Source organism: Hymenobacter sp. DG01, from assembly GCF_006352025.1.
Classification (GTDB): Bacteria; Bacteroidota; Bacteroidia; order Cytophagales; family Hymenobacteraceae; genus Hymenobacter.
In genome coordinates this window covers 2,790,643-2,811,806 of sequence record NZ_CP040936.1, presented here as the reverse complement: position 1 = coordinate 2,811,806, position 21,164 = coordinate 2,790,643, and the positions used below count along the sequence as shown (strand labels likewise).

Here is a 21,164-nt window from a genome sequence, read left to right as displayed (position 1 = left end):
TTCCCTTACTGATACCGCACCACGCCGGGCTGCCCGAAGCTGAAGTCGCTGAAGTCGTAGTAAGGGCGGGCGTTTTCGAAGATGCGGATGCCGTTGGGTTGGGTCATGCCGCGGGGGTAGAAGCCGAAGGTAATCTGGAAGGTGCGCAGGGCGGCGTACTCGTTGCGGAAGCGCAGGCCCAGCCCGAAGCCCGTGTAGGGGGCCTCAAAAAAAGGCAGTATCTGGCGCTGGGAGCGGGCATTAAGCCAGGCAATGTCGGCAAAGGCCACGCCCGCCATCCGGAAGCCCAGGAACGACACCGGCGTAAACAGGGTGGCCTCGTAGTTGAGCGTCACGCGGCTGGTGCCCAGCAGGAGTCCTTCGGGCTGGAACCCTCGCAGGCCATGCTCCCCATCAATGCTGAGGGGCTGCTCACCCGGCCGGCGGTTGAGGCCCAGGCTGGTGCGCTGCCAGAAAAAGTGCCGCCACTGGTAGTTGCCCGTGTGGTAGAGGCGCGTGAAGTACAGCAGCTCGCCGCTGAGCAGACCCTGCTGCCAGTCATTGTCGCGCCCGCGCAGGTAGGAGCCGAATTCGCCGTTAAGGTAGAGGTAGCCGCGCTGGGGGTGGTAGCCCGCGTAGGCCAGGCGCACTCCATAGTAGCGACGGTTGGCCTGGTTGTTAAACTCGTAGCCGGTGGTCAGGCTGGCCAGCGTGCCCGTCGGGATGTCCTCGGTGCGTCCAAACCCGAACAGGTATTTATCCTTGTAGTAGCGGCGCACACTGTAGCCCACCGTGCCCAGCACCAGGTTGGCGTTGAAATAGTCGGGGGTAGGCTTCTGGGAGAAGCTGGTTCGGATGACCCGCCCCGACACGATAACCCGGCCGGGGCTCTCGTAGCCCAGGTCGTAGCTTTTCAGGCGCAGGGTGCGGCCCAGCCACATGTCCTGCACGTTGTAGCGCAGGGGCCTGAAAATGTAGGGCTCTTCCTCGGTGCCGCTGCCATCAGTGGCTACCAGCCGGTCGATGAAGTCGTAGCTGATGGCCCCGGCGTAGCGCGTATTGATGGAGTAAAAGTCGCGGCTGAAAGTGATGCCCGTTTCGCGGTTACGGGTTTCGTTGCGGTGGCGGGCCTGTCCATACACGAAGTTGCGGAACGGAATCTGGTAGCTGCCGATGTAGCGCCAGGTCTGGGCGCCGGGGCCGATGTCGCGCCGGCCGTACTCGTAGCGGTTGCGCAGCTGGTGGCCCAGCCCCAGAAAGTTCACGTCGCGCACGCCCACTACCCCCGCCGCCACGTCGCGCAGCTGAAACGAGCCGCTGAGGCTGAACACATCCTTGGTAATCACCTGAATGTCCACACTGTCGGCGGTGCTGGTGGCCTCGTTTACAAATACGCGGGCATCCAGAATTTCTGAGGTCTGGCGCAGCAGGCGTTCCGACTCGGCCAGGTCCTGGGGCTCCAGCTCCTCACCCTCCCGAAACAGCAGCACCTGCCGCACCCGCAGCTTGCTGGTTTTGATGTGGAAGGCATTGCCGGTTTTCTCCAGAATATTGCCCGGCCGGCGGGTAGAGTCGGAAATACTGAAGCCAAACGCATCCAGGGTGCGGATGTTGATGCGCCGCACCGTCTTGTAGTTATGGCGGTCGTATTGGCGGTCCAGCAAGGTAGCATCCAGGCCGGCCCGGTCTTCGCGCCGCTCCGTGAAGTTGAACAGGGCGGAGGCGGCCTTACCCGCAATGGTTTTACGCTTGGTGTAGGCCTTCAGGCTATTGAGCATCCGTTCCTGATCGAAGCGTCGGCGCAGCGAATCGGGGCGGGCGCCGGGCAGCTTGGTCGTATCGGGGCGGGGCAGAGCCGGCGTTTGCGCGCGTGCCGGGAGGGCCAGGGTCAGCCCCAGCAAAATTCCCCACATCCGCACTAGGTACTTCATATTTCAGGTTAGCCAGTCTGGGCAAGATACAGCGCAAATGCGTTTCGTGCCGGGTTTTGTTGAGGTTGATGCTGCCGAAAATTACCCCGAGCTCCGGGCCCGGCCCGGCGGCGGGAAAGTTGCCGGCTACGGAACATTTCTAAAGAAATTAGCCTTAAGAGATGATGCGCACATGCGCGCAATTCTTTATTTTTAAGCCCATAACCCGGCCCCATGAACGAGCAGCGCATTCAGGAAAAGCTAAGCATATTGGCAGACGCCGCGAAGTACGACGTATCGTGTTCGAGCAGCGGTGGTAAGCGCAAAAACGAAGACAAAGGCCTGGGCAATGCCGAGGGCATGGGCATCTGCCACAGCTACACCGAAGACGGCCGCTGCGTGAGCCTGCTCAAGATTCTGCTCACCAACCACTGCATCTTCGACTGTGCCTACTGCGTCTCGCGCCGCTCCAACGACGTGAAGCGCGCCGCCTTTACGGTGGATGAAGTCGTGGACCTGACCATGAACTTCTACCGTCGTAACTACATCGAAGGGCTGTTCCTGAGTTCCGGCATTTTCTCCTCGCCCGATTATACCATGGAGCGCCTGGTACGCATCATCAAAAAGCTGCGTACTGAGCACCGTTTCAACGGCTACATACACGTAAAGGCCATTCCGGGGGCTTCGGAGGAGCTGATTCAGGAGGCGGGCCTGTACGCCGACCGCCTGAGCGTGAACATTGAGCTGCCCTCGGAAATGGCGCTGCAGAACCTGGCCCCGGAAAAGAACTACCAGGAGATTCTGACGCCCATGGCCCAGATCCGAGACGGTATTCAGCAGAACAAGGACGAGAAGGCCCTGTTCAAGAAGGTGCCGCAGTTTGCCACGGCCGGCCAGAGCACTCAATTGATTGTGGGCGCCTCCCAGGAAAACGACCTACAAATCATTAATCTTTCCGATCAGCTGTATAAGGGCTACGGCCTCAAGCGCGTGTATTACTCGGGCTACATCCCCGTTACCGACGATGCCCGCCTGCCCCAGGTTACGCAGCCGCCCCTGATCCGGGAGCACCGCCTATACCAGACCGACTGGCTCATGCGCTTCTACGGCTTCCAGGCCGATGAAATTCTCGACCCTGCGCACCCCTTCCTCGACCTGGAAATTGACCCCAAGCTGGCCTGGGCCCTGCGCAACCGCCACGTATTCCCGGTGGACGTGAATACCGCCGACTACGAGATGATTCTGCGGATTCCGGGGGTAGGAGCGCGCTCCGCCAAGCGCATTGTGGCCGCCCGCCGGTTTTCGCCCATCACCCTCGACCACCTGCACAAGTTTGGGGTGGTGCTGAAGCGGGCCAAGTTCTTCCTGACCTGCCGCGGCCAGGCCCTGGAAAAGCGCGACTACGACGAGCAGACCATTCGCCGTCAGATCCTGTTCGGGGCCGGCTCGGTTCGCTCGGCCCTGGTTACCCAGCAGCTCGATTTGTTTGCCCAAGCCTCGTAAATGAGTTGCCCGTTGTGGGTTGAGAGTTGCCAGATTTCAGTGATAAAAACCGGCAACTCTCAACCCACAATGGGCAACTAAACCCCCAACCGCCATGACTATCTCCCATCGCGCCGCCGACGCGTCGGCCGCTTCCGCGGAAACCCGCACGCCTGTGAAAGTAGCCCGTATGGCTTGCTGCTGCAAGCTCTCGGAGTTGCTACCCATGGTGCAGCAGCTGCACCACGAAGCCGCTCGTGGCAACGCCGCCCGCAAAGCACGGCGCTCCGAAGCAGCCTAGGCAAAAGCGGGTAGAGACGAGAGAGTCTGCATCTTGGTTAAGGCAACCTTGCCGGGCCGCCGGGGGTAGGAAACCTATGGCTTTCGACCTTGAGCATCATCAGATTCAAACCAACGGCATCCGCCTGCATGTGGTGCAGTGCGGGCCTGCCAACGGGCCGCTGGTAATACTGCTGCACGGCTTTCCGGAGTTCTGGTACGGCTGGCGCTACCAGATTCAGGCCTTGGCCGAGGCGGGTTACCGCGTGTGGGTCCCCGACCAGCGCGGCTACAACCTCAGCGACAAGCCGCCCCGCATAGCCGACTACCGCATCGGGCAGTTGGGTGCCGATGTGCTGGGGTTGCTGGACGCGGCGGGGGTAGGAAAGGCGGCCCTAATTGGGCACGACTGGGGGGCGGCCGTTACGTGGTGGCTGGCGGCCCACCACCCGGAGCGGCTCAGCCGGGTGGCCATCCTGAATGTGCCGCACCCTGCCGTGCTGGGCCGGGCCCTGCGCCGGGCGCCGCGGCAGCTGCTGAAAAGCTGGTATATCTTCTTTTTTCAGTTGCCTTGGCTTCCTGAGCATCTGTTCCGGCGCCGGCAGTTTCGGTTTGGGCGCGGGGCCTTACGCGGTACCAGTAGGCCCGGCACTTTCACCACCGACGACCTGCGCCAGTACACCGAAGCCTGGGCCCGCCCCGGCGCCCCCACTGGCATGATCAACTGGTACCGGGCGGCCTTGCGTGCCGCTGGGGGGGTAGGGCCTACCGGCCGCATCCGGATTCCGGTCCGTATTTTATGGGGGCGCCTCGATGCGTTTCTGGAGCCGGTGCTGGCTGAGCTGAGTCTGGGCCAGTGCGACCAAGGTGAGCTTACGTACTTCGACCGGGCTACCCACTGGCTGCACCAGGAGGAGCCCGCGGAAGTAAACCGCCTGCTGCTGGATTTTCTGCGGGCCGACGCGCCTGCTTCTGTTACTTGACTTCCTCTTTCATGAGCCGTTCCCTCTCGCCGCGTCCTTCCGCTAAAGCTACCCCCGCGCGCCCGGCCCCCGCTGCCGTACCCCCCCGCCCCCCGGTGGTGGCGTTAACCAATTCGCCCCTGGATTACGCCTATGATGGATCTTTTGAAGGGCTGCTGACGGTGTTGTTTGCCATTTATGACCGCAAGGCCGCGCCCAATAGCATTCAGCCCCTCGGGGCCGTGCAGGGTGGCCTGTTTGCCCGGCCCGTGCAGATTGATACCGACGAGGCCACCGCCGCCCGCGTATGGGAAGGCCTGCTGCGCCACATGGACCAAGAGGCGCGCACCCGCCTGTTTCACACTTTCCTGAGCGAACAGCCCGATCGGGAACTGCTCATCTTCCGCTATGCCGACCTGGCCATGCGCGCCGGCCGCGACATATCGGACAACTATGCCGACGACAATGTGCGCCGCGTGGCCCATATCGCCCAGCAGATGTACCGCGAGAAGCACCGCATGGAAGCCTTCGTGCGCTTCGAAAAAACCTCCGACGGGCTGTTTCACGCCACCATCGACCCCGACTTTGACGTGCTGCCCCTGATTGCGCCCCACTTCACGAAGCGCTACGCCGACCAGCGCTGGCTGATTTTTGACCGGCGCCGCCGCTACGGCCTCTACTACGATCTGCACCGCACTGATGTGGTGCAGTTTGAAACCACTGCGCCCCAGCGCACCACCGATATTTCGGCTACCGTGCTCGACGAGCGGGAGCCCCTGTTCAAGCTGCTCTGGCAGTCGTACTTCGACCACGTAAACATTCCGGAGCGCAAAAACATGAAGCTGCACCGCCGCCACATGCCCCTGCGCTACTGGCGCTACCTCAGCGAAAAGCAGCCCCGGGAGCAGCGCTTCGAGCCCATCAAGAACAAGCGGCCCGTGCAGCCCGGTGGCCCCGCGCTGGGGGCGGCCCCCGATGTGCAGCCGGAGTAAAAGGGTAATTTGCGCCCGTTCTGGGTTTTCGGCATCTTGCCCTGATCCAGCCCGACCAGCCAATTTCTCCTCCCTTTGTTACTTATGAGCACGACCACTACTCTCGTTTTCGGGGCCTCCGGGCAACTGGGCCAATGCCTGCAACACGTTTCCAGGGAGCGTAACCTAACCAGCATAGTGTTCCTGCCCGAGGAGCAAGCCAACATTCTGAATGTAGAAGCGCTGCAGGCTGTTTTTCAGCAGTACCAGCCGGCTTACGTGATTAACTGCGCCGCCTACACCGCCGTGGATAAGGCCGAGGATGAAGTAGAAATCGCCCGCAAAGTAAACCGCGACGGTGCCGAAAACCTGGCCCGCCTCTGCGGGGAGCACAACGCCACGCTCATCCACATTTCCACCGATTTCGTGTTTGCCGGCACGGGCAACACCCCCCTGCTGGAAACCGACGAAGCCGCGCCTATTAGCGTGTACGGCCTCACCAAGCTGGAAGGCGAGCAGGTAATTCCGGCCCTCACTAGCCAATACTTCATCCTGCGCACCAGCTGGCTGTACTCGGAGTACGCCGGCAACTTCGTGAAAACCATGCTGAAGTTTGGCCGGGAGCGGGAGGAAATGAAGGTGATTTGGGACCAGGTGGGTACCCCCACCTACGCCATCGACCTGGCCGGCTGCATCCTCACCATCATCGAGCAGCAGAACCAGCAGTACGGCATTTACCACTACAGCAACGAGGGCCTAACCTCCTGGTACGATTTCGCAGTGGCCGTCTTCGAGCTGAGCGGCCTGCCTACCCGCACCCTACCCATCCGCACCGCCGAATACCCCACCAAAGCTACCCGGCCCGCCTTTTCGGTCATGGATAAATCGAAGGCCAAAACCCAGCTGGGCGTGGCTATTCCGCACTGGCGCGAAAGCCTGAAGGTGTGCCTAAGCCGACTGGAGGCTTAAAAGCCCTACCCCTTTCTATACACCAAAGCCCCGGCAATACTGCCGGGGCTTTGGTGTATAGAAAGGGGTAGGCGTTCAGCGAAAACGCTTGGCTACGCGGCCGCCCGGCCCAGCTGATGCAGCATGCGGTAGTGGGAGCGAAGCGCGGCCAGAAACGATGGGTTTTCGAGGTAGGGTAGCTCAAACTCCTGGGCCGTTTGCCGGATAATGCCGGCTAAAGCAGGGTAGTGAATGTGGCAGACACGCGGAAACAAATGGTGCTCAATCTGCCGGTTCAGGCCGCCGCACAGAAAGCTGGCTACCGCGCTGCGCGGGGCAAAGTTGGCCGTGGTGCGCAGCTGGTGCACCGCCCAGGCTTCCTGCATGTCGCCGGTTTCATCAGGGGTAGGGAAGGCCGTGCCCTCCACTACGTGTGCCAGCTGAAACACCAGCCCCAGCACCAGACCTTCCACCAGGTGCAAAGTCAGAAAGCCAATCAGAAACTGCCACCAGGTAATGTCAAGCACTACTAGCGGCGCCACAATGAACAGGGCGTAGTACAGGGCCTTGTAGGCAAAGAGGTTGACGTACTCCTTGCGCGGATGATTAGCGGTTGGGTGCTGACCGATCTTCGACTTGAAGAACTTGATATAGTCCTTGCGTACCACCCACGAGAGGGAGGCCAGCCCGTACAGCGGAAAAGCATACAGATGCTGAAAGCGCTGCCACGGCCGCACCGGCTCCTCCGCCGATAGCCGCACCAAACCCGGCGCTACCTCAATGTCCTCATCGTGGCCGGGAATGTTGGTGTAGGTATGGTGCACGATGTTGTGCGTGATGGTCCAGACGTAGGGGTTGGCACCAATCAGATTGAAGAGAAGGCTGAACGCCTTGTTCACCCGCTTGTTGGCCGAAAAGGCGCCGTGCAGGGCATCGTGGCAGATATTGAACCCGATAAAAGCGCAACACGCGCCCAACATGCCCGCCAGCCCCATCATGGCCCAGGGCCCAAACTGCCCCGACATAATCAGGGAGTATAACCCTACGAAGGCCACCAGGAAGAAGATGGTTTTGGCCCACATAGCGCCGTTGGCGTGGCGGGAAAGCTGCTGGCTCTGAAAGTAAACATCTACCCGCTCGCGCACTGTGGCGAAAAAAGTAGAGCGGTTGGCGTTGGTAAACTTGAGGGGCTTGGTCATTGAAAGCAGTAGTACGCGAAAGCAATACACACTGCCTTGGCCTGAAAAGAAAACGAAATCTACCTCTTCTAACCCGCATCCCGCACGGAAAGCTCCTGGACAGGCAGTTTTCTAGGAATTGTCCAGCTTATAGGTGGTTCTGTGTTGAAATCCTGGGGCTAGTTCATAAGCCAGCTTTTCTGGTCTGCAGCCATCTCCAACGCAAAGCCCCGGCGGGCAGGCCGGGGCTTTGGTAGTCACAAGAAGGTAGGGAAAGGGGGGCTAGTGGCGGTAGCCATAGTCGCGGCCGTGGCTGTGGTCGTCGTGGCGCTGCTGGGACTGCCAGCGGGCCCGCTCCTGAGCGCGCTGCTGCTCCAGGCGGCGCTGCTGTTCCAGGCGCTGACGCTCGGCGGCCAGGCGGCGCTGGCGTTCCAGCTCGGCTTTGCGGTAGGCGGCCTCCCGGCGGGCACGCTCTACCTCGGCTTTACGGTCGTAGCGGATGGCTTCCTTGCGGGCTTTGTACGGATCAGCGGCAGCGGCTGAGGCGGCGAAGGAAGCAGAGCTGGCCAGCAGGCCCAGGGCAGCAACAAGGGAGAAGATGGAGGCTTTCATGGTAGAAGGAATTTGTTGCGAGTGAAAGGGTTAGTAGGTGGCACTGGGTGCCTGACGAACCCTTCGCAAGCCTGATGCCACGGCCTGAAGCTTGCCTGGCCGCAACTGGGTAGTATCTTTCAATGCCCCGGAATTATCGGCCTGCTGCCATATTCTCTCTACCAGCAGGTGGCCTTCCGCAGGCATCGGCGTTACCCCTGCGTCGGGCGCGGAACGGGTGTCACAAAAGGCCTCGAATTTTCCTGGACATCGGGCCTGTAATTCAGCATCTTGCCGTCCTAGATGGCCTGCTCATGAAGACTGATCCGAAATATGGCCCAGCCGCACAAACGCCTCAGCAGCGGGCCTATGTGCTGGCGCAGATGCAGGCCGTGCGGCCCGATTTGTACAAAAAGGCCACCGGCTACGTTGCGCAGCTCTACCGCCGGTATATTGATGGGGAGCTTAGCTGGGAAGACGTGTGTGCCCTGCGGGAGGCACCTTCCCAACCCTGAAGGAAATGCGCCGCTGACCAGCTTCCCGCCGGGCTTTGCGCTATTTCATAGTATGCGGCTTCCTCGCTAACTACCGGCGTTTCTGCACTACTGTTTCCAACATAATACCCCGGAAATGCAATAGCCAGCCTCTTTCTTTAGAGTGCCTGGCCCTGCTGGGCTTTGTGGCGAGTAGCGTAACAGTTCTTTCCGCCGCGAGGGGCAAGGCCGCTTTCCCGGCAGAATGCACTATTAGCCGCCCTTACAGTCCTGGGTTGTTAAACATGGGGCATCAATAGCTGAGAAGTTTAAGAACGTCTCAAATGGCCTTCCTGAGGCGGCTACCGATAGATTGGTATGCAGGAAAAGCAGCGTGTTGCAGGGTGGAGCGGGCATAGGGATGGGGCGCAATAAAGCTCAACGGTGAATTTCCGTTGGAGAAGAAATATAACTCCCGAAGGCACTTACATTTAGGGGAATAAATTGAGTTTATTCAAGCTATAGTACAATTAATTGTTTTGAATTTGCAGAACTCTACCCCTTCTTTTGCTTTTGGGTATTTCCTGGCTCGTTTTCTTTCCCGCGCACCATTCGGCCTGACCTGCGGAGCGCTGCTGGTATCGGCCACTGGTAACGCGCAGGCGCCTGTGGTAACCGGCACTATTCCGGCGCGCCATACGGCCGTTTTGGAGGCGTCGGTTGGGGTTACACTGCAGTTTTCGCAGCCCATTACCGCCGCTACCGCCAACAACCTGCGGGTGTTTGGCGCCCAGCGGCAGGGTAGGCGGGCGGGCACCGTGGCGGGCGGCGGCACGGCTACCCTCACGTTCAGCCCCAGCCAACCCTTTGCACCCGGTGAACAAGTACGGGTTTCGGTGCCTGCCTCCCTGCAAAGTGCTACAGGCAGCGGAGCCATTAAGCAGGTGCTGGAGTTTACGGCCGCCGCGGGTGGCACCGGGCAGGGCTCCTTCACGGGGGGCTCCGAGGTAGTAGTGGGCACTTGGCCCACCAATATTGCGGTGGGCGATGTGGATGGGGACGGGGACCTGGATTTTGTGACGGTTCACGACTACCTGTTCCGGGCAGCCGTGGGCTTCAACAATGGCGACGGCACGTACACTCTGGCGCCTTATAACACCATCGTGGGCGGCCACCCCACCAGCGTGGCCCTGGGCGATGTGGATGGGGATGGTGACCTGGATATGTTGGTAACCGACGCGCAGGACGCCGGACAGGGCGGAGGTGCTGGCAGTGTGAGCATTTGCACCAACAATGGCAAAGGAGAGTTTCTGGGTACCGTACTCGGGGCCCAGAGCAGGGTAGTCGGCGTGCGTCCTTCCAGCGTGGCCCTCGGTGACTTGGACGCGGATGGCGACCTGGACTTTGTAGCCGCCAACGCGGGTAGCAACTCCGTGAGCGTCCGGCTCAACAATGGCGCGGGTGCATTTTCGGGCTCCGGCACGGTAGCCGTGGGTGCCCTACCCCAAAAGGTAGTCCTGGGCGACATCGACAACGACGGCGACCTGGACCTGCTCACGGCCAATGCCGATGACAACACCGTGAGCGTACGGCTGAATTCGGGTAACGGCACCTTCAGCGGCGCTACCACGGTAGGCGTGGGCGCTGGACCGGAAGACGTGGTGCTGGCCGACCTGGATGGCAACGGCAGCCTGGATTTCGCCACGATTAACGACGAAGATTCATCGGTGAGCGTGCGCCTGAACACGGGAGCAGGCACCTTCACGGGCACGCTGGCGCTGCCGCTGCCCGAAGCCGGCCGGGCTCTGGTGCTGGGCGATATTGATGCCGACGGCGACACCGACCTGGTGGCCGCCGGTAAGAAAACGGCAACCGTATTTCTGAATAATGGCAGCGCCGCCTTTACGGCCGTGGTGCCGGTAGCCTTGGGCCTCAAGCCGACGGGCCTGGCCCTGGCCGACGTGGATGCCGACGGTGACCTGGACCTGCTGGCCAGCAATGAAGACGCGGGTACGGTAAGTGTCCGGCTGAATGGTGTTTCGCGCCCGCCTTCCATTAGCAGCTTTAACCCCTCCGGCGGCCGGGTGGGCACAACGGTGGTCCTGACGGGGGCCGGGTTGTGGGCCGCTACCCAGGTGCGCTTCAACGGCATTCCTGCTCCTGACTTCACTGTTGATTCGGACATACGCCTGACGGTGACCGTACCGGCCGGCGCCACCTCGGGCCCCCTGACGGTTACTACCCCCCTTGGTACTACCACCTCGGCCGCCAGCTATGTGGTGCAAGTGCCGCCCGTGGTAACTACCGTGGCGCCCGCCCGCAACACCGTAGCTGCCGACCGCAGCACGACGGCGCAGATTACTTTTTCGGAGCCCATGACGGCGGCCTCAGCCGATAACGTGCGCGTGTTTGGCTCCCTGCTGGGGGGTAGGCAGGCGGGCACCGTTACGGGCGGAGGTAGTGCTACCCTCACCTTCAGCCCTGCCCAAAGGTATGCGCCCGGCGAGGTAATAAGCGTGTCGGTGCCGGCAACGGTGGAAGGGCCGAACGGGGGCGTAACGCCCCACGTCTTCCAGTTTCGGACGGCCGTTACGGGCGTGTCGGGGCAGGCTAATTTCACAGGTACACAAAACATTGGGGTAGGAGGCGAATGCCGGGACGTGACGGTAGGCGACGTGGATAACGACGGCGACCTGGATATGATAGTCACTAAAAGCAGCGGTACCACTGTCATGCTGCGCCTCAACGACGGCACCGGCAACTTCCCGGCGAGTCGGGAAATTCCGACTGATATCTTCTCTGAACAGGCTCTGCTCAGCGACCTGGACGCCGACGGTGACCTGGATTTGCTGGTCAGCAGCAGCATTGGTAAAATCAGCCTGCGCCTGAATGATGGGCGCGGCAACTTCTCGGGCACCACCACGCTGGTGGGAGGCGAGTTTCTGGCCGTGGGGGATATTGACGCGGACGGTGATGCAGATATCTTGAGCGCCGACAGTGGGCCTGGCCCGAACATTCTTTTCAACAACGGCAACGCCACCTTCACGACCGGCGCCTATGCGGGCCTGGACGACGCCGTGGGCCTGGCCCTCGCCGACGTGGACAACGACGGTGACCTGGACGTAGTAACCACCCACGGCTCCACCAGCAAATTTGTCAAAGTCGGGCTGAACGATGGGCGAGGCAGGTTCACGCCGGGCCCGGCCGTGGCGGTAGGAATTGGTGCTACGGCCGTAGCCCTGGCCGACCTCGACGGTGACCAGGACGTGGACCTGATCACCGTGCACCGGGCGGCTGGTCGTGTGCATGTTCAGTATAACGACGGCCACGGGCAGTTCGGGAACCTGCAGGCCGTGCCGGTTGGTCCGGACCCTACCGCCCTGGAGCTGGCCGACGTGGATGCCGACGGGGACCTGGACCTGGTGGTTCCGAACTACCAGCAGCAGCTTACCGGCCTCAATACCGTCAGTGTGCGCCTCAACGATGGCCACGGCGGTTTTGCCCCTGCTCCCAGCGCCATTATAACGCCCAACGACGCTGCCTACCAGATTGCCCTGGGCGACCTGGATAACGATGGCGACTTGGACCTGCTTACGGCCAACACTTATGGGAACAGCGTGAGTGTGCGCTTCAACCAGCCTACCCCCGCGCCCGTGATAAGCCAGGTTAGTCCGGGCCGGGGCCCGGTGGGCAGCCTGGTGCTCCTGACGGGCCGCAATCTGGTGGGCGTCCGGGAGGTGCGTTTCAATGGGCAGGCCGCCTCTTATTATGTCATCAACTCGGCCACGCAAATAACCGTGCGGGTTCCGGCGGCTGCTACTACGGGCCCTGTCACGGTTGTGTCGCCGGCTGGTACGGGCGCTTCCGAGCAGGCTTTCACAATTACGCAGCCCGTAGCGGTTACCAGTCTGAGCCCGGCCCGCAACAGCCATACGGCCCCCGTGGCTGGCCCGGTGGCCCTCACCTTCGCGCAGCCCATGCAAACGGCCACCGACCTGCGGGTTTTTGGCAACCAGCGTCAGGGCTTACGGAGCGGCAGCCTGACCGGGGCCGGTACCCCTACAGTGTCCTTCGCGCCCAGCCAGCCCTTTGCTCCCGGCGAAGAGGTAACGGTGGTAGTGCCCAATACGCTGCAGGGAGCTGCCGGAAGTGCGGTGCAGCAGGTGTATCAGTTTCGGGCGGCTACCAGCGGCTCGGGCACCGGTAATTTTGTGGCGGCGCCTCCAGTAGAAGTAGGCCAGCTGCCCCTGGGCGTAGCGTTAGGCGACGTGGACAATGATGGGGACCTGGACCTGGTGAGCAGCAACGCCCGCAGCGAAACCATCAGCATCCGGCGCAACAACGGCCAAGGCTTCTTTAGCGGCTCCCAGGAAATAATCATGCCCACAGGTCCGGGACAGATAAAGCTGGCCGATATGGACAACGACCAGGACCTGGACATAGTAATTTCGCTTTGTCACTGCAGCTGGGGCGGTACCGTCGGTGAAGTGGCTATTCAGCTAAACGACGGCACTGGAAACTTCACGGCGGCCCCGTCTATTCCGGTGCCCGGCCGCCTTTACTCGGTGAATACTGGTGACGTGGACAACGACGGCGACCTGGATATTGTGCTGGCCAACTACAGCAGCGACAGTGTATATGTACGCCTCAACAACGGACAGGCCCGCTTCTCGGGCAAGCACGCGGTGGCGGTGGGCACTCAGCCCAAAAGCCTGGTGCTGGGCGATGTGGACAACGACGGCGACCTGGATTTAGTGGTAGCCAATGGCTCTGATTCCTACACCGACCGGCCCAACGTGTTGAGTGTGCGCCTCAACAACGGGCTGGGCTTTTTCTCGGGCACGCAGAACGTGCCGGTGAGCGGCCGGCCCCAGAGCGTAACCCTCGGCGACGTGGACAACGACGGCGACCTGGACCTGGTAGCTTCTACCGAAGATTACCTGGATAAAGGCGTTTCCATTGGCCTCAACAACGGGCGGGGCGAGTTTAGCGCCATCCAGACCGTAGCGGTAGGCCGCCAGCCCGAAGCAGTACTCCTGGGGGATATTGATGCCGATGGCGACCTGGACCTGCTTACCAGCAACGCAACCGGCAAAACCACCAGCGTACGTCTCAACGACGGACAAGGCGTATTTTCAGCGGCCCAGGAAGTTCCCGTCGGCTCAGCTCCCTGGGAAATGGCCCTCGGCGACATTGACGCCGACGGGGACCTGGACCTGGTTTCCGTGGATGATCAGCTGAACAGCGGGTTCATAAAAGTATTTCTGAACTCGCTGCCGGCTCCGGTTATCAGCAGCTTCACGCCCACCACCGGCGAGGCCGGGACGCTGGTTACGCTTACCGGACGGTTCTTCACCGGAACCAGCCAGGTAACCTTTAACGGGGTAGGGGTCAGCTTTACTGTGGTTTCGGCTACCCAGATAACGGCTACCGTGCCGGCCGCGGCTACCTCGGGCGTAATCAAAATAACTACTCCCTATGGCACAGCCGTGAGTGCCGCGCCCTTCGTGCTGCCCGCGCCAGCCATTGCCTCCTTCAGCCCCACGGCCGGCGGCCCGGGCCTGGTAGTTACCCTGCGGGGTAGCTATTTCACGGGGGCCACCGGCGTCAGCTTCGGGACAGTAGCAGCGGCCTCGTTCACGGTGGTGTCGGCTACGGAAGTCACGGCCGTAGTGCCCGAAGGCGCCGCCACAGCCACTATCCGCCTGACCTCACCAAGCGGGACGGGTACCAGCACCAGTCCGTTCACGGTGCTGGCCGCGCCGGTAGCTACTACCTGGGCGCCGGGCCCGAACGCCTCGCACGTACCTGCCACCAGCCCCATCGAGGTGTCGTTTTCGCGGGCTATTTCGGCGGCTTCGGCCGGCAGCCTGCGCGTGTTCGGCAACCAGCGCCAGGGCCAGCGCACGGGCACACTGACCGGGGGCGGCACGGCGGCGCTGCGCTTTGTGCCAGCCCGGCCCTTCGCCCCCGGCGAGCAAGTCAGCGTCAGTCTGCCCCCTACTTTGCTGGGAGCAGAAGGCGGCCAAATGATGAAGCGGGTATTTCAGTTTCGGGCGGCGACCAGCGGCCCGGGCCGTGGCACGTTCGCCGGCCCTGCCAACCTGCCGCTCAAGCTTTCGGTCAACGCCCTGCGCCTGGGCGACATGGACGGCGACGGGGACCTGGATGTGGTAACGAACAGCGGCTACAACCAGCTGGGCGTTGCGCTCAATCAGGGTAATGGCACGTTTGCTACCCCCCTGTACACCCCGAACCCGGTAGTCAGTGCCAACCCTGCCCTACAACTCGGCGACTTCGACGGAGACGGGGACCTGGACGTGGCTACCTATTACAACTTTGGTTTGGTGGCTATCCGGCTGAATGATGGCCGCGGCAACCTTAGCGGCAGCCAGAACGTGCCTTCCTTCGGGTTTGGCGGTGGAGCCTACCGGGAAATTCCCCTGGAAGTGGGCGACGTTGACGCCGACGGTGACCTGGACCTCGTAACCGGCAACCCCAACCAGGGCAGCATCACGGCGTTGCTGAACGATGGCCAGGGCGTATTCAGCCCGGGCACCCAGCAGCAGCTGGCCGTGTACTTCACCATCTTCCGCCTGGGCGATTTGGATAACGATGGAGACCTGGACTTGGTGACCATCAGGGAATCCGATGCCGATCCGGCCAGAAGAGTGCTGAGCATCCTGCTCAATGATGGCAACGGCCAGTTTACGGCTACTACCAGCCTACCCCTGCCCACCGTGCCTACCGGCCTGAAGCTGGCTGATATGGACCGTGACGGAAACCTCGACGCTGTTATCACAGATTATGAAGACTTGCCCGGCGCCGACCATTGGGGCCTGACGGTACTGCGCAACAACAGCGCCGCCCGGTTCACCGTGGGAGCCCGGCGCGCCCTGCCTACCCCCGGCGCCGTGGCCGACGTGCTGGAGCTGGGCGACGTGGATGCCGACGGCGACGTAGATGCCTTCACCTCGGGCCAGGACTACCGCAATCCGGAGCAGTTTATCCGGCTGTTCCTGAACGATGGGCGGGGCACGCTCAGCCCCGTAACGCCCCTGCCCACGAACAGCCCGCCCAGATCCATGGCCCTCGGCGACCTGGACGGGGACGGCGACCTGGACCTTAGCGACGACAGCACACCCGGTGCTGGGCTGGCCTTTCGCCTGAACGGCCCCGGCGTACCCCTGGCCGCCACACCGGGCAACCCTTTGGGAGCCCTGGTTGCCCTCTACCCTAATCCGGCTCACCAACAGGTTACCGTGGAGCTGCCGGCGGGCCTGCTGCTGCGCCCGGGTACCCTTAGCCTGGTAAACAGCCTGGGCCAGGTGATGCACACGCAGGCCCTGGCCGCTGCCCCGGCCGGCAGCCGTACCACTATTCGTATTCCTGGCTTGGCGGCTGGGCTATACCTGGTTCGGCTGAGCGTGGAGGGTAGCCCGCAGGCCGTGGGGCATCTGATGATAGAATAAAAGATACCCCCAACCTACACCACGTAGGCCACGGGGGCGCCTGCCCTGAGCCACAACCAAGCAGCATATCGTGCCGCCGGGTTGTGGCTCAGGTGCGTTAGGGGTTGTTCTATTTGAAGGGTTAAACCGACTGATGCTGTTGGGGCCGGGTGGTGGGTATTGGCCCGCCGCCCGCCGCTCATAAGCCTGAAAATGTCTGCCTAGCTAAAAGCAGACGGCTATCTTGCGGCTATGAGGCTTACATACGCGCAGCTGCTCTGTTTATGCGGCTCAGGCTTGCTGCTGGTGACCGTGGCAGGTTGTGAGCAGCTGGAGGCTGACACAGCAACAGCAGCCCAGCCGCAGCAACCAGCGCAGGTGGAAGGGATTTGGCGTTACGATTCGGCGGGAGCTGCTTTCTATAACTCGAAGCGACAGTTTCTGAATCGGTTTATGGAACCCATGCCCCCCAAAACGTACCTGACTGTTCGGGCTGGGCGCTGGAGCTACTCGGGAGGAGTGCGGGAAAAGCACCGCTACACCCGGCAGGGAAACCAACTGGTTGTTCAGCGCTTGGTTGATTCGGCGGCAGTGCGGGCCGGATATGGGAGCTGGCAGGACCTCGGAAAATTAACGGAGTATTCTGATACCTTACTGATTACCGCTTTAACAGCTTCCCGGCTGGTGGCGCGGGACAGCACCACCGACCCCGACAGTTCTCTGATCCGGGTCTGGCGCTACTATTATTCCCGCTAGAATAGCAGTGGGCTTAACCTGTCTCGGTGCTGCCTGATAGCCTTACGTAGCTGTGGTGGGGCAAGAACTCACTATTAACAGCCCCAACCCGTGCTATCCCGCCAGGGCCGCGCTACCCTCGCTCCGGCCGTAAAAGCGGTTTGCCAGGTAAGCCAGAACCACAAACGCCAGCCCTACGCCGCACACGCCCGCCCACTGAAAGCGCACCCAGGCCAGGCCACCCACGAAGGAACCCGCGGAAGCCCCGACAAAGCAGGTGGTCATGTACACGGTGTTGAGGCGGCTGCGGGCCTCGGGGCGCAGGGTGAAGATGCGGGCCTGGTTGGAAATGTGGGTCATCTGCTGCCCGATGTCCAGAATTATCACCCCCGCAATCAGTCCCAGCAGATGAGTGCCTCCGAAACCCAGCAGCACATAGGCCCCCAGAAACAGCAGAATCCCGAGGTTGAGGGCGTAGTCGGCTCCCTTCGTATCGGCCGACTTACCGGCGAAGGAAGCCGCAAACGCCCCGCTGGCCCCGATAAGCCCGAACAAGCCCGCCACGTCGGAGCCGTAGCGGTAGGCCGGGCTTTCCAGGAAAAACACCAGGGTAGTCCAGAACGCGCTGAAGCCGGCAAACATGCAGGCACCCACCAGAGCCGAGCGGCGCAGCACCGGCAGCTCCCGGGTTAGGGTGCCCAGGGACCTGAGCAAACTACCGTAGCTACCGGCAAACTGAGGCTGGTTGCGGGGCAGCATCCGGGCCAGAATACCCGTGAGCACCACCATTACCCCCGCCCCAGCCCAAAACATGGTACGCCAGCCAAAATGGGCGCCCACGTAGCCACTGATAGTACGCGAAAGCAGAATACCAATCAGCAGGCCGCTCATTACCTTGCCTACCACCCGGCCACGCTCCTCGTCGCTGGCCAGGGAGGCCGCCATGGGAATCAGGAGTTGAGGTACGGCCGAAAAAATGCCAATCAGCAGACTGGCCGCTGCCAGCAGGGCAAACGTGGGGGCCACGGCGGCGCCTGCCATGCACACGCCCGCGCACAACAGCAGCATCAGGGTCAGGCCTTTCCGTTCGCGCTTGTCACCGAGGGGCACTACACACAACAACCCCAGCGTGTAGCCTACCTGCGTAATGGTAGCCACCAGGCTAACGTTGCTTTCCGAGAGGCCAAACGTGCGGCCAATTTCGGCCAGCAAAGGCTGGTTGTAATAAATATTGGCCACTACCAGTCCGCAGGTTATGGCCATTAGCCAGACCAGGGCCGGGGCCAGGGGTGCTTGTGGAGTGGTAGGACGCGTGTCCTCTGTCACGGGCTGAAAACCAGCCGCTGCTACTTCAGTCATGGGGCAAAAAAACGGCGGGCGCTGGGTGGCACCCGCCTCAGTGGGTTCAGATAACCAACTTTCGCCCCAGAAGGTTGTAGCCTCTGCTTCGGCGTGCCGCCAACAAAGCGTAGAGGGAAGAAACAGAGCAAACTAAGTTCTGAGCTCTTTAGATCTGAGCTCTGTGCATAGGTAGTGCGGCTTACGCGCCGTACTGCCGCTTATATAGCCCCGGAGTCATGCCCTCGTACTGCTTGAACAGCTTCTGGAAATAAGCCGTGTTATTGAAGCCGGCCCGGAAACACACCTCAGCCACAGAGGTAAGCGGGTTGCGCAGCAGGCGCTTGGCTTCGGCCAGCCGCTCCTGAATAATGTACTCCACCGGCGTCAGGCCCAGTTCGCGCTTGAACACCCGGAAGAAGGTAGCCTTGCTCATGCAGGCCAGCTCCGAGAGCTTTTCCACGGTAATCTGCTCCGTCAGGTGCTGCTTGATGTACTGCACCACGGCCGCAAACCGGTGGGAAGTGGCATGCTGCTTATAGTTCTGGAAGATGAGCTGTCGGGCCTGGGTTTGCATGAGGCGCACCAGCATTTCCTGAATGGTAAAGCCCGCCAGCACATCCTTGATGCGGCCCGTGTCGCGGGAAAGCTGCACGAGGCGCTCCAGGGTGCCGGTCAGCTCAGGCGTGTTCCGGAAGTGGGCGTGGTCGAGGGTGTCGAGGTGCCAGGGCAGGTGCTCTTCGGCGCGGGGCTGCTGCTCGTTCAGCAAATCCACGGTTTGCCGGATGGTTTCCGTGGGGATGGCCACGGCCAGGCACTGGGTGGGCTGCTCCTCGTTGGCCTCCGGAAAATCGATAACCATGGTTTCCTTCTCGCTCACTACCACCGACTCGCCGGGCAGGTACTCGAAGGCCGGGCGGCCGGGCAGGTGCATTACCTTCTTGCCCCGCAGCATGGTCGTCAGTACCACCTGGCCCATGCTCAGGGGCACCTGGTGGGCGGTGCGGTGGGTTTCAAACACGTTCAGCTCAAAAGCCTCCAGCGAGTACACCGTGCGGTTTTCAATCAGCGTGCTCAGCTGGTGGGGCTGGTGCAGGGCAATGGGAGCGGGCAGGTGCGTGGGGGTAGGCATGGGCGTTACGGAAACTTTCATGCGGATAGAACGGAGAGGCTATACAATATAGTGAGTCCTTACTTAGCAGGCCAGCAACTTGCGACGATAGGCCGCTTTTGTGAGAGGATACTGCAACGGCTGAGGTAGGAAAGAAAGCTAGCTTGGGTTATCCAAAACCCACCACATTTCTACCGCCATGGAAACCCTCGAAAGACCCACTACCCTCGTTGCCCGGCCCAAGTTCAAGTCGCACTACGACAACTTCATCGGCGGCAAATGGGTAGCGCCTGTTAAAGGGCAGTACTTCGACAATATTTCGCCCATTGATGGGCAGGCTTTCTGTAAGGTGGCCCGCAGCTCCAAAGAAGATATTGAGCTGGCCCTCGACGCGGCGCACGAAGCTTTCAAAACCTGGAAGCACACTTCGGCTACCACCCGCAGCAACCTGCTGATGAAGATTGCCGACATCATGGAGCAGAACCTGCCCCACCTGGCGGCCGTGGAGTGCGTGGAAAATGGCAAGCCCGTCCGGGAAACCACCCTCGCCGACCTGCCTCTGTGCATCGACCACTTCCGCTACTTCGCCAGCGTAATTCGGGCCGAGGAAGGCTCCGCTACCGAGCTGAACGAAACGACCCTTTCCCTGAACATTCATGAGCCGCTGGGGGTAGTGGGTCAGATTATTCCCTGGAACTTCCCGCTGCTGATGGCTACCTGGAAGCTGGCCCCAGCCCTGGCCGCCGGCTGCTGCGTAGTGATGAAGCCCGCCGAGCAAACGCCCGCCTCCATTATGGTACTCATGGAGCTGATTCAGGACGTGCTGCCGGCCGGGGTAGTAAACGTGGTGAATGGTTTTGGGCTGGAAGCCGGCAAGCCGTTGGCCTCGTCGCCGCGCATTCAGAAGGTATCGTTCACGGGCGAAACCACCACGGGTCGCCTGATTATGCAGTACGCCTCCGAAAACATCATCCCCGTGACCATGGAGCTGGGCGGCAAGTCGCCGAACATCTTCTTCAAGAGCGTTATGGATGCCGATGACGACTTCCTGGATAAGGCCATTGAAGGTGCTGTGATGTTTGCCTTGAACCAAGGAGAAATCTGCACCTGCCCCTCGCGCATGCTGGTGCAGGAAGACATTTACGATGAGTTCATCGAGCGGGTCATTGCCCGCGTGAAGGCCATTAAGCTGGGCAACCCCCTGGACATGGAAACCATGATGGGCGCCCAGGCCAGCAACGACCAGTTCGAGAAAATCCTGAGCTACCTGGAAATCGGGAAGGCCGAAGGGGCCGAAGTGCTCTGCGGCGGCGACGCCTACCAGCAGGAAGACGGTGCCCTGGCCGAGGGCTACTACATTCAGCCTACTATGTTCCGGGGCCACAACAAGATGCGCATCTTCCAGGAGGAAATTTTTGGGCCAGTAGTGTCCGTGACGACCTTCAAGACGGTAGAGGAAGCCATTGAAATTGCCAACGACACGCTCTACGGCCTCGGAGCCGGCGTCTGGACCCGCGACGCGCACGAGCTATACCAGGTGCCCCGCGCCATTCAGGCCGGCCGCGTGTGGGTAAACTGCTACCACGATTACCCCGCCGGCGCTCCGTTTGGTGGCTACAAATCGTCAGGCTTCGGGCGCGAAAACCACAAGATGATGCTCTCGCACTACCGCCAGAACAAGAACATGCTCATCAGCTACAGCCAGCAGAAGCTGGGTTTCTTCTAGGAGGAGAACCTTCTGTTATCCTGAGCAAAG

Annotated in this window: 14 protein-coding genes; 9 read left to right on the top strand and 5 right to left on the bottom strand. The window is 61.4% G+C overall.

Annotated features, from left to right (window positions below; genetic code table 11):
• Positions 1 to 5 precede the first annotated feature (5 nt).
• Positions 6 to 1,910, bottom strand: a complete 1,905-nt coding sequence (locus tag FGZ14_RS11815; RefSeq protein WP_139924461.1) for a hypothetical protein — start codon at positions 1,908 to 1,910, stop codon at positions 6 to 8.
• A gap of 213 nt (positions 1,911 to 2,123) precedes the next feature.
• Here FGZ14_RS11815 and FGZ14_RS11810 point away from each other — a divergent pair, with 213 nt between their 5' ends.
• The 5 genes from FGZ14_RS11810 (at position 2,124) to rfbD (ending at position 6,552) form a co-directional block, all read left to right on the top strand.
• On the top strand, positions 2,124 to 3,392 hold the full coding sequence (locus tag FGZ14_RS11810; RefSeq protein WP_139924460.1) for a putative DNA modification/repair radical SAM protein: 1,269 nt from the start codon (positions 2,124 to 2,126) through the stop codon (positions 3,390 to 3,392).
• A gap of 94 nt (positions 3,393 to 3,486) precedes the next feature.
• Positions 3,487 to 3,672, top strand: a complete 186-nt coding sequence (locus FGZ14_RS11805) for a hypothetical protein (RefSeq protein WP_139924459.1) — start codon at positions 3,487 to 3,489, stop codon at positions 3,670 to 3,672.
• Positions 3,673 to 3,748: 76 nt separating this feature from the next.
• Complete coding sequence (locus tag FGZ14_RS11800) at positions 3,749 to 4,633, top strand: alpha/beta fold hydrolase (protein ID WP_139924458.1); 885 nt, start codon at positions 3,749 to 3,751, stop codon at positions 4,631 to 4,633.
• An 11-nt stretch (positions 4,634 to 4,644) separates the two neighbouring features.
• Positions 4,645 to 5,604, top strand: a complete 960-nt coding sequence (locus tag FGZ14_RS11795; protein WP_139924457.1) for a TIGR03915 family putative DNA repair protein — start codon at positions 4,645 to 4,647, stop codon at positions 5,602 to 5,604.
• Between the two features lie 84 nt (positions 5,605 to 5,688).
• Entirely contained in the window at positions 5,689 to 6,552 is an 864-nt protein-coding gene (gene rfbD, locus FGZ14_RS11790) for a dTDP-4-dehydrorhamnose reductase (protein ID WP_139924456.1), read from the top strand.
• 92 nt (positions 6,553 to 6,644) lie between these two features.
• Here rfbD and FGZ14_RS11785 read toward each other — a convergent pair whose 3' ends face one another.
• Both FGZ14_RS11785 and FGZ14_RS11780 read right to left on the bottom strand, forming a co-directional pair.
• On the bottom strand, positions 6,645 to 7,730 hold the full coding sequence (locus tag FGZ14_RS11785) for an acyl-CoA desaturase (protein ID WP_139924455.1): 1,086 nt from the start codon (positions 7,728 to 7,730) through the stop codon (positions 6,645 to 6,647).
• A gap of 261 nt (positions 7,731 to 7,991) precedes the next feature.
• On the bottom strand, positions 7,992 to 8,321 hold the full coding sequence (locus FGZ14_RS11780) for a hypothetical protein (RefSeq protein WP_139924454.1): 330 nt from the start codon (positions 8,319 to 8,321) through the stop codon (positions 7,992 to 7,994).
• A 293-nt stretch (positions 8,322 to 8,614) separates the two neighbouring features.
• Here FGZ14_RS11780 and FGZ14_RS11775 point away from each other — a divergent pair, with 293 nt between their 5' ends.
• The 3 genes from FGZ14_RS11775 (at position 8,615) to FGZ14_RS11765 (ending at position 16,980) form a co-directional block, all read left to right on the top strand.
• The gene (locus tag FGZ14_RS11775; protein ID WP_139924453.1) at positions 8,615 to 8,815 is read left to right on the top strand and encodes a hypothetical protein; all 201 of its coding nucleotides are present in this window, start codon (positions 8,615 to 8,617) and stop codon (positions 8,813 to 8,815) included.
• Positions 8,816 to 9,318: 503 nt separating this feature from the next.
• Entirely contained in the window at positions 9,319 to 16,245 is a 6,927-nt protein-coding gene (locus FGZ14_RS11770; protein ID WP_139924452.1) for an FG-GAP-like repeat-containing protein, read from the top strand.
• A 432-nt stretch (positions 16,246 to 16,677) separates the two neighbouring features.
• Positions 16,678 to 16,980, top strand: a complete 303-nt coding sequence (locus FGZ14_RS11765; RefSeq protein ID WP_139924451.1) for a hypothetical protein — start codon at positions 16,678 to 16,680, stop codon at positions 16,978 to 16,980.
• Between the two features lie 93 nt (positions 16,981 to 17,073).
• On the opposite strand, the gene FGZ14_RS11760 is transcribed toward FGZ14_RS11765, so the two are convergent.
• Together FGZ14_RS11760 and FGZ14_RS11755 are read right to left on the bottom strand one after the other, a co-directional pair.
• Positions 17,074 to 18,318, bottom strand: a complete 1,245-nt coding sequence (locus FGZ14_RS11760; protein WP_257883214.1) for an MFS transporter — start codon at positions 18,316 to 18,318, stop codon at positions 17,074 to 17,076.
• A gap of 181 nt (positions 18,319 to 18,499) precedes the next feature.
• On the bottom strand, positions 18,500 to 19,450 hold the full coding sequence (locus FGZ14_RS11755; protein WP_257883213.1) for an AraC family transcriptional regulator: 951 nt from the start codon (positions 19,448 to 19,450) through the stop codon (positions 18,500 to 18,502).
• A gap of 157 nt (positions 19,451 to 19,607) precedes the next feature.
• On the opposite strand from FGZ14_RS11755, the gene FGZ14_RS11750 reads away from it, so the two are divergent.
• The gene (locus FGZ14_RS11750) at positions 19,608 to 21,134 is read left to right on the top strand and encodes an aldehyde dehydrogenase family protein (RefSeq protein ID WP_139924450.1); all 1,527 of its coding nucleotides are present in this window, start codon (positions 19,608 to 19,610) and stop codon (positions 21,132 to 21,134) included.
• The last annotated feature ends 30 nt before the right edge of the window (positions 21,135 to 21,164 follow it).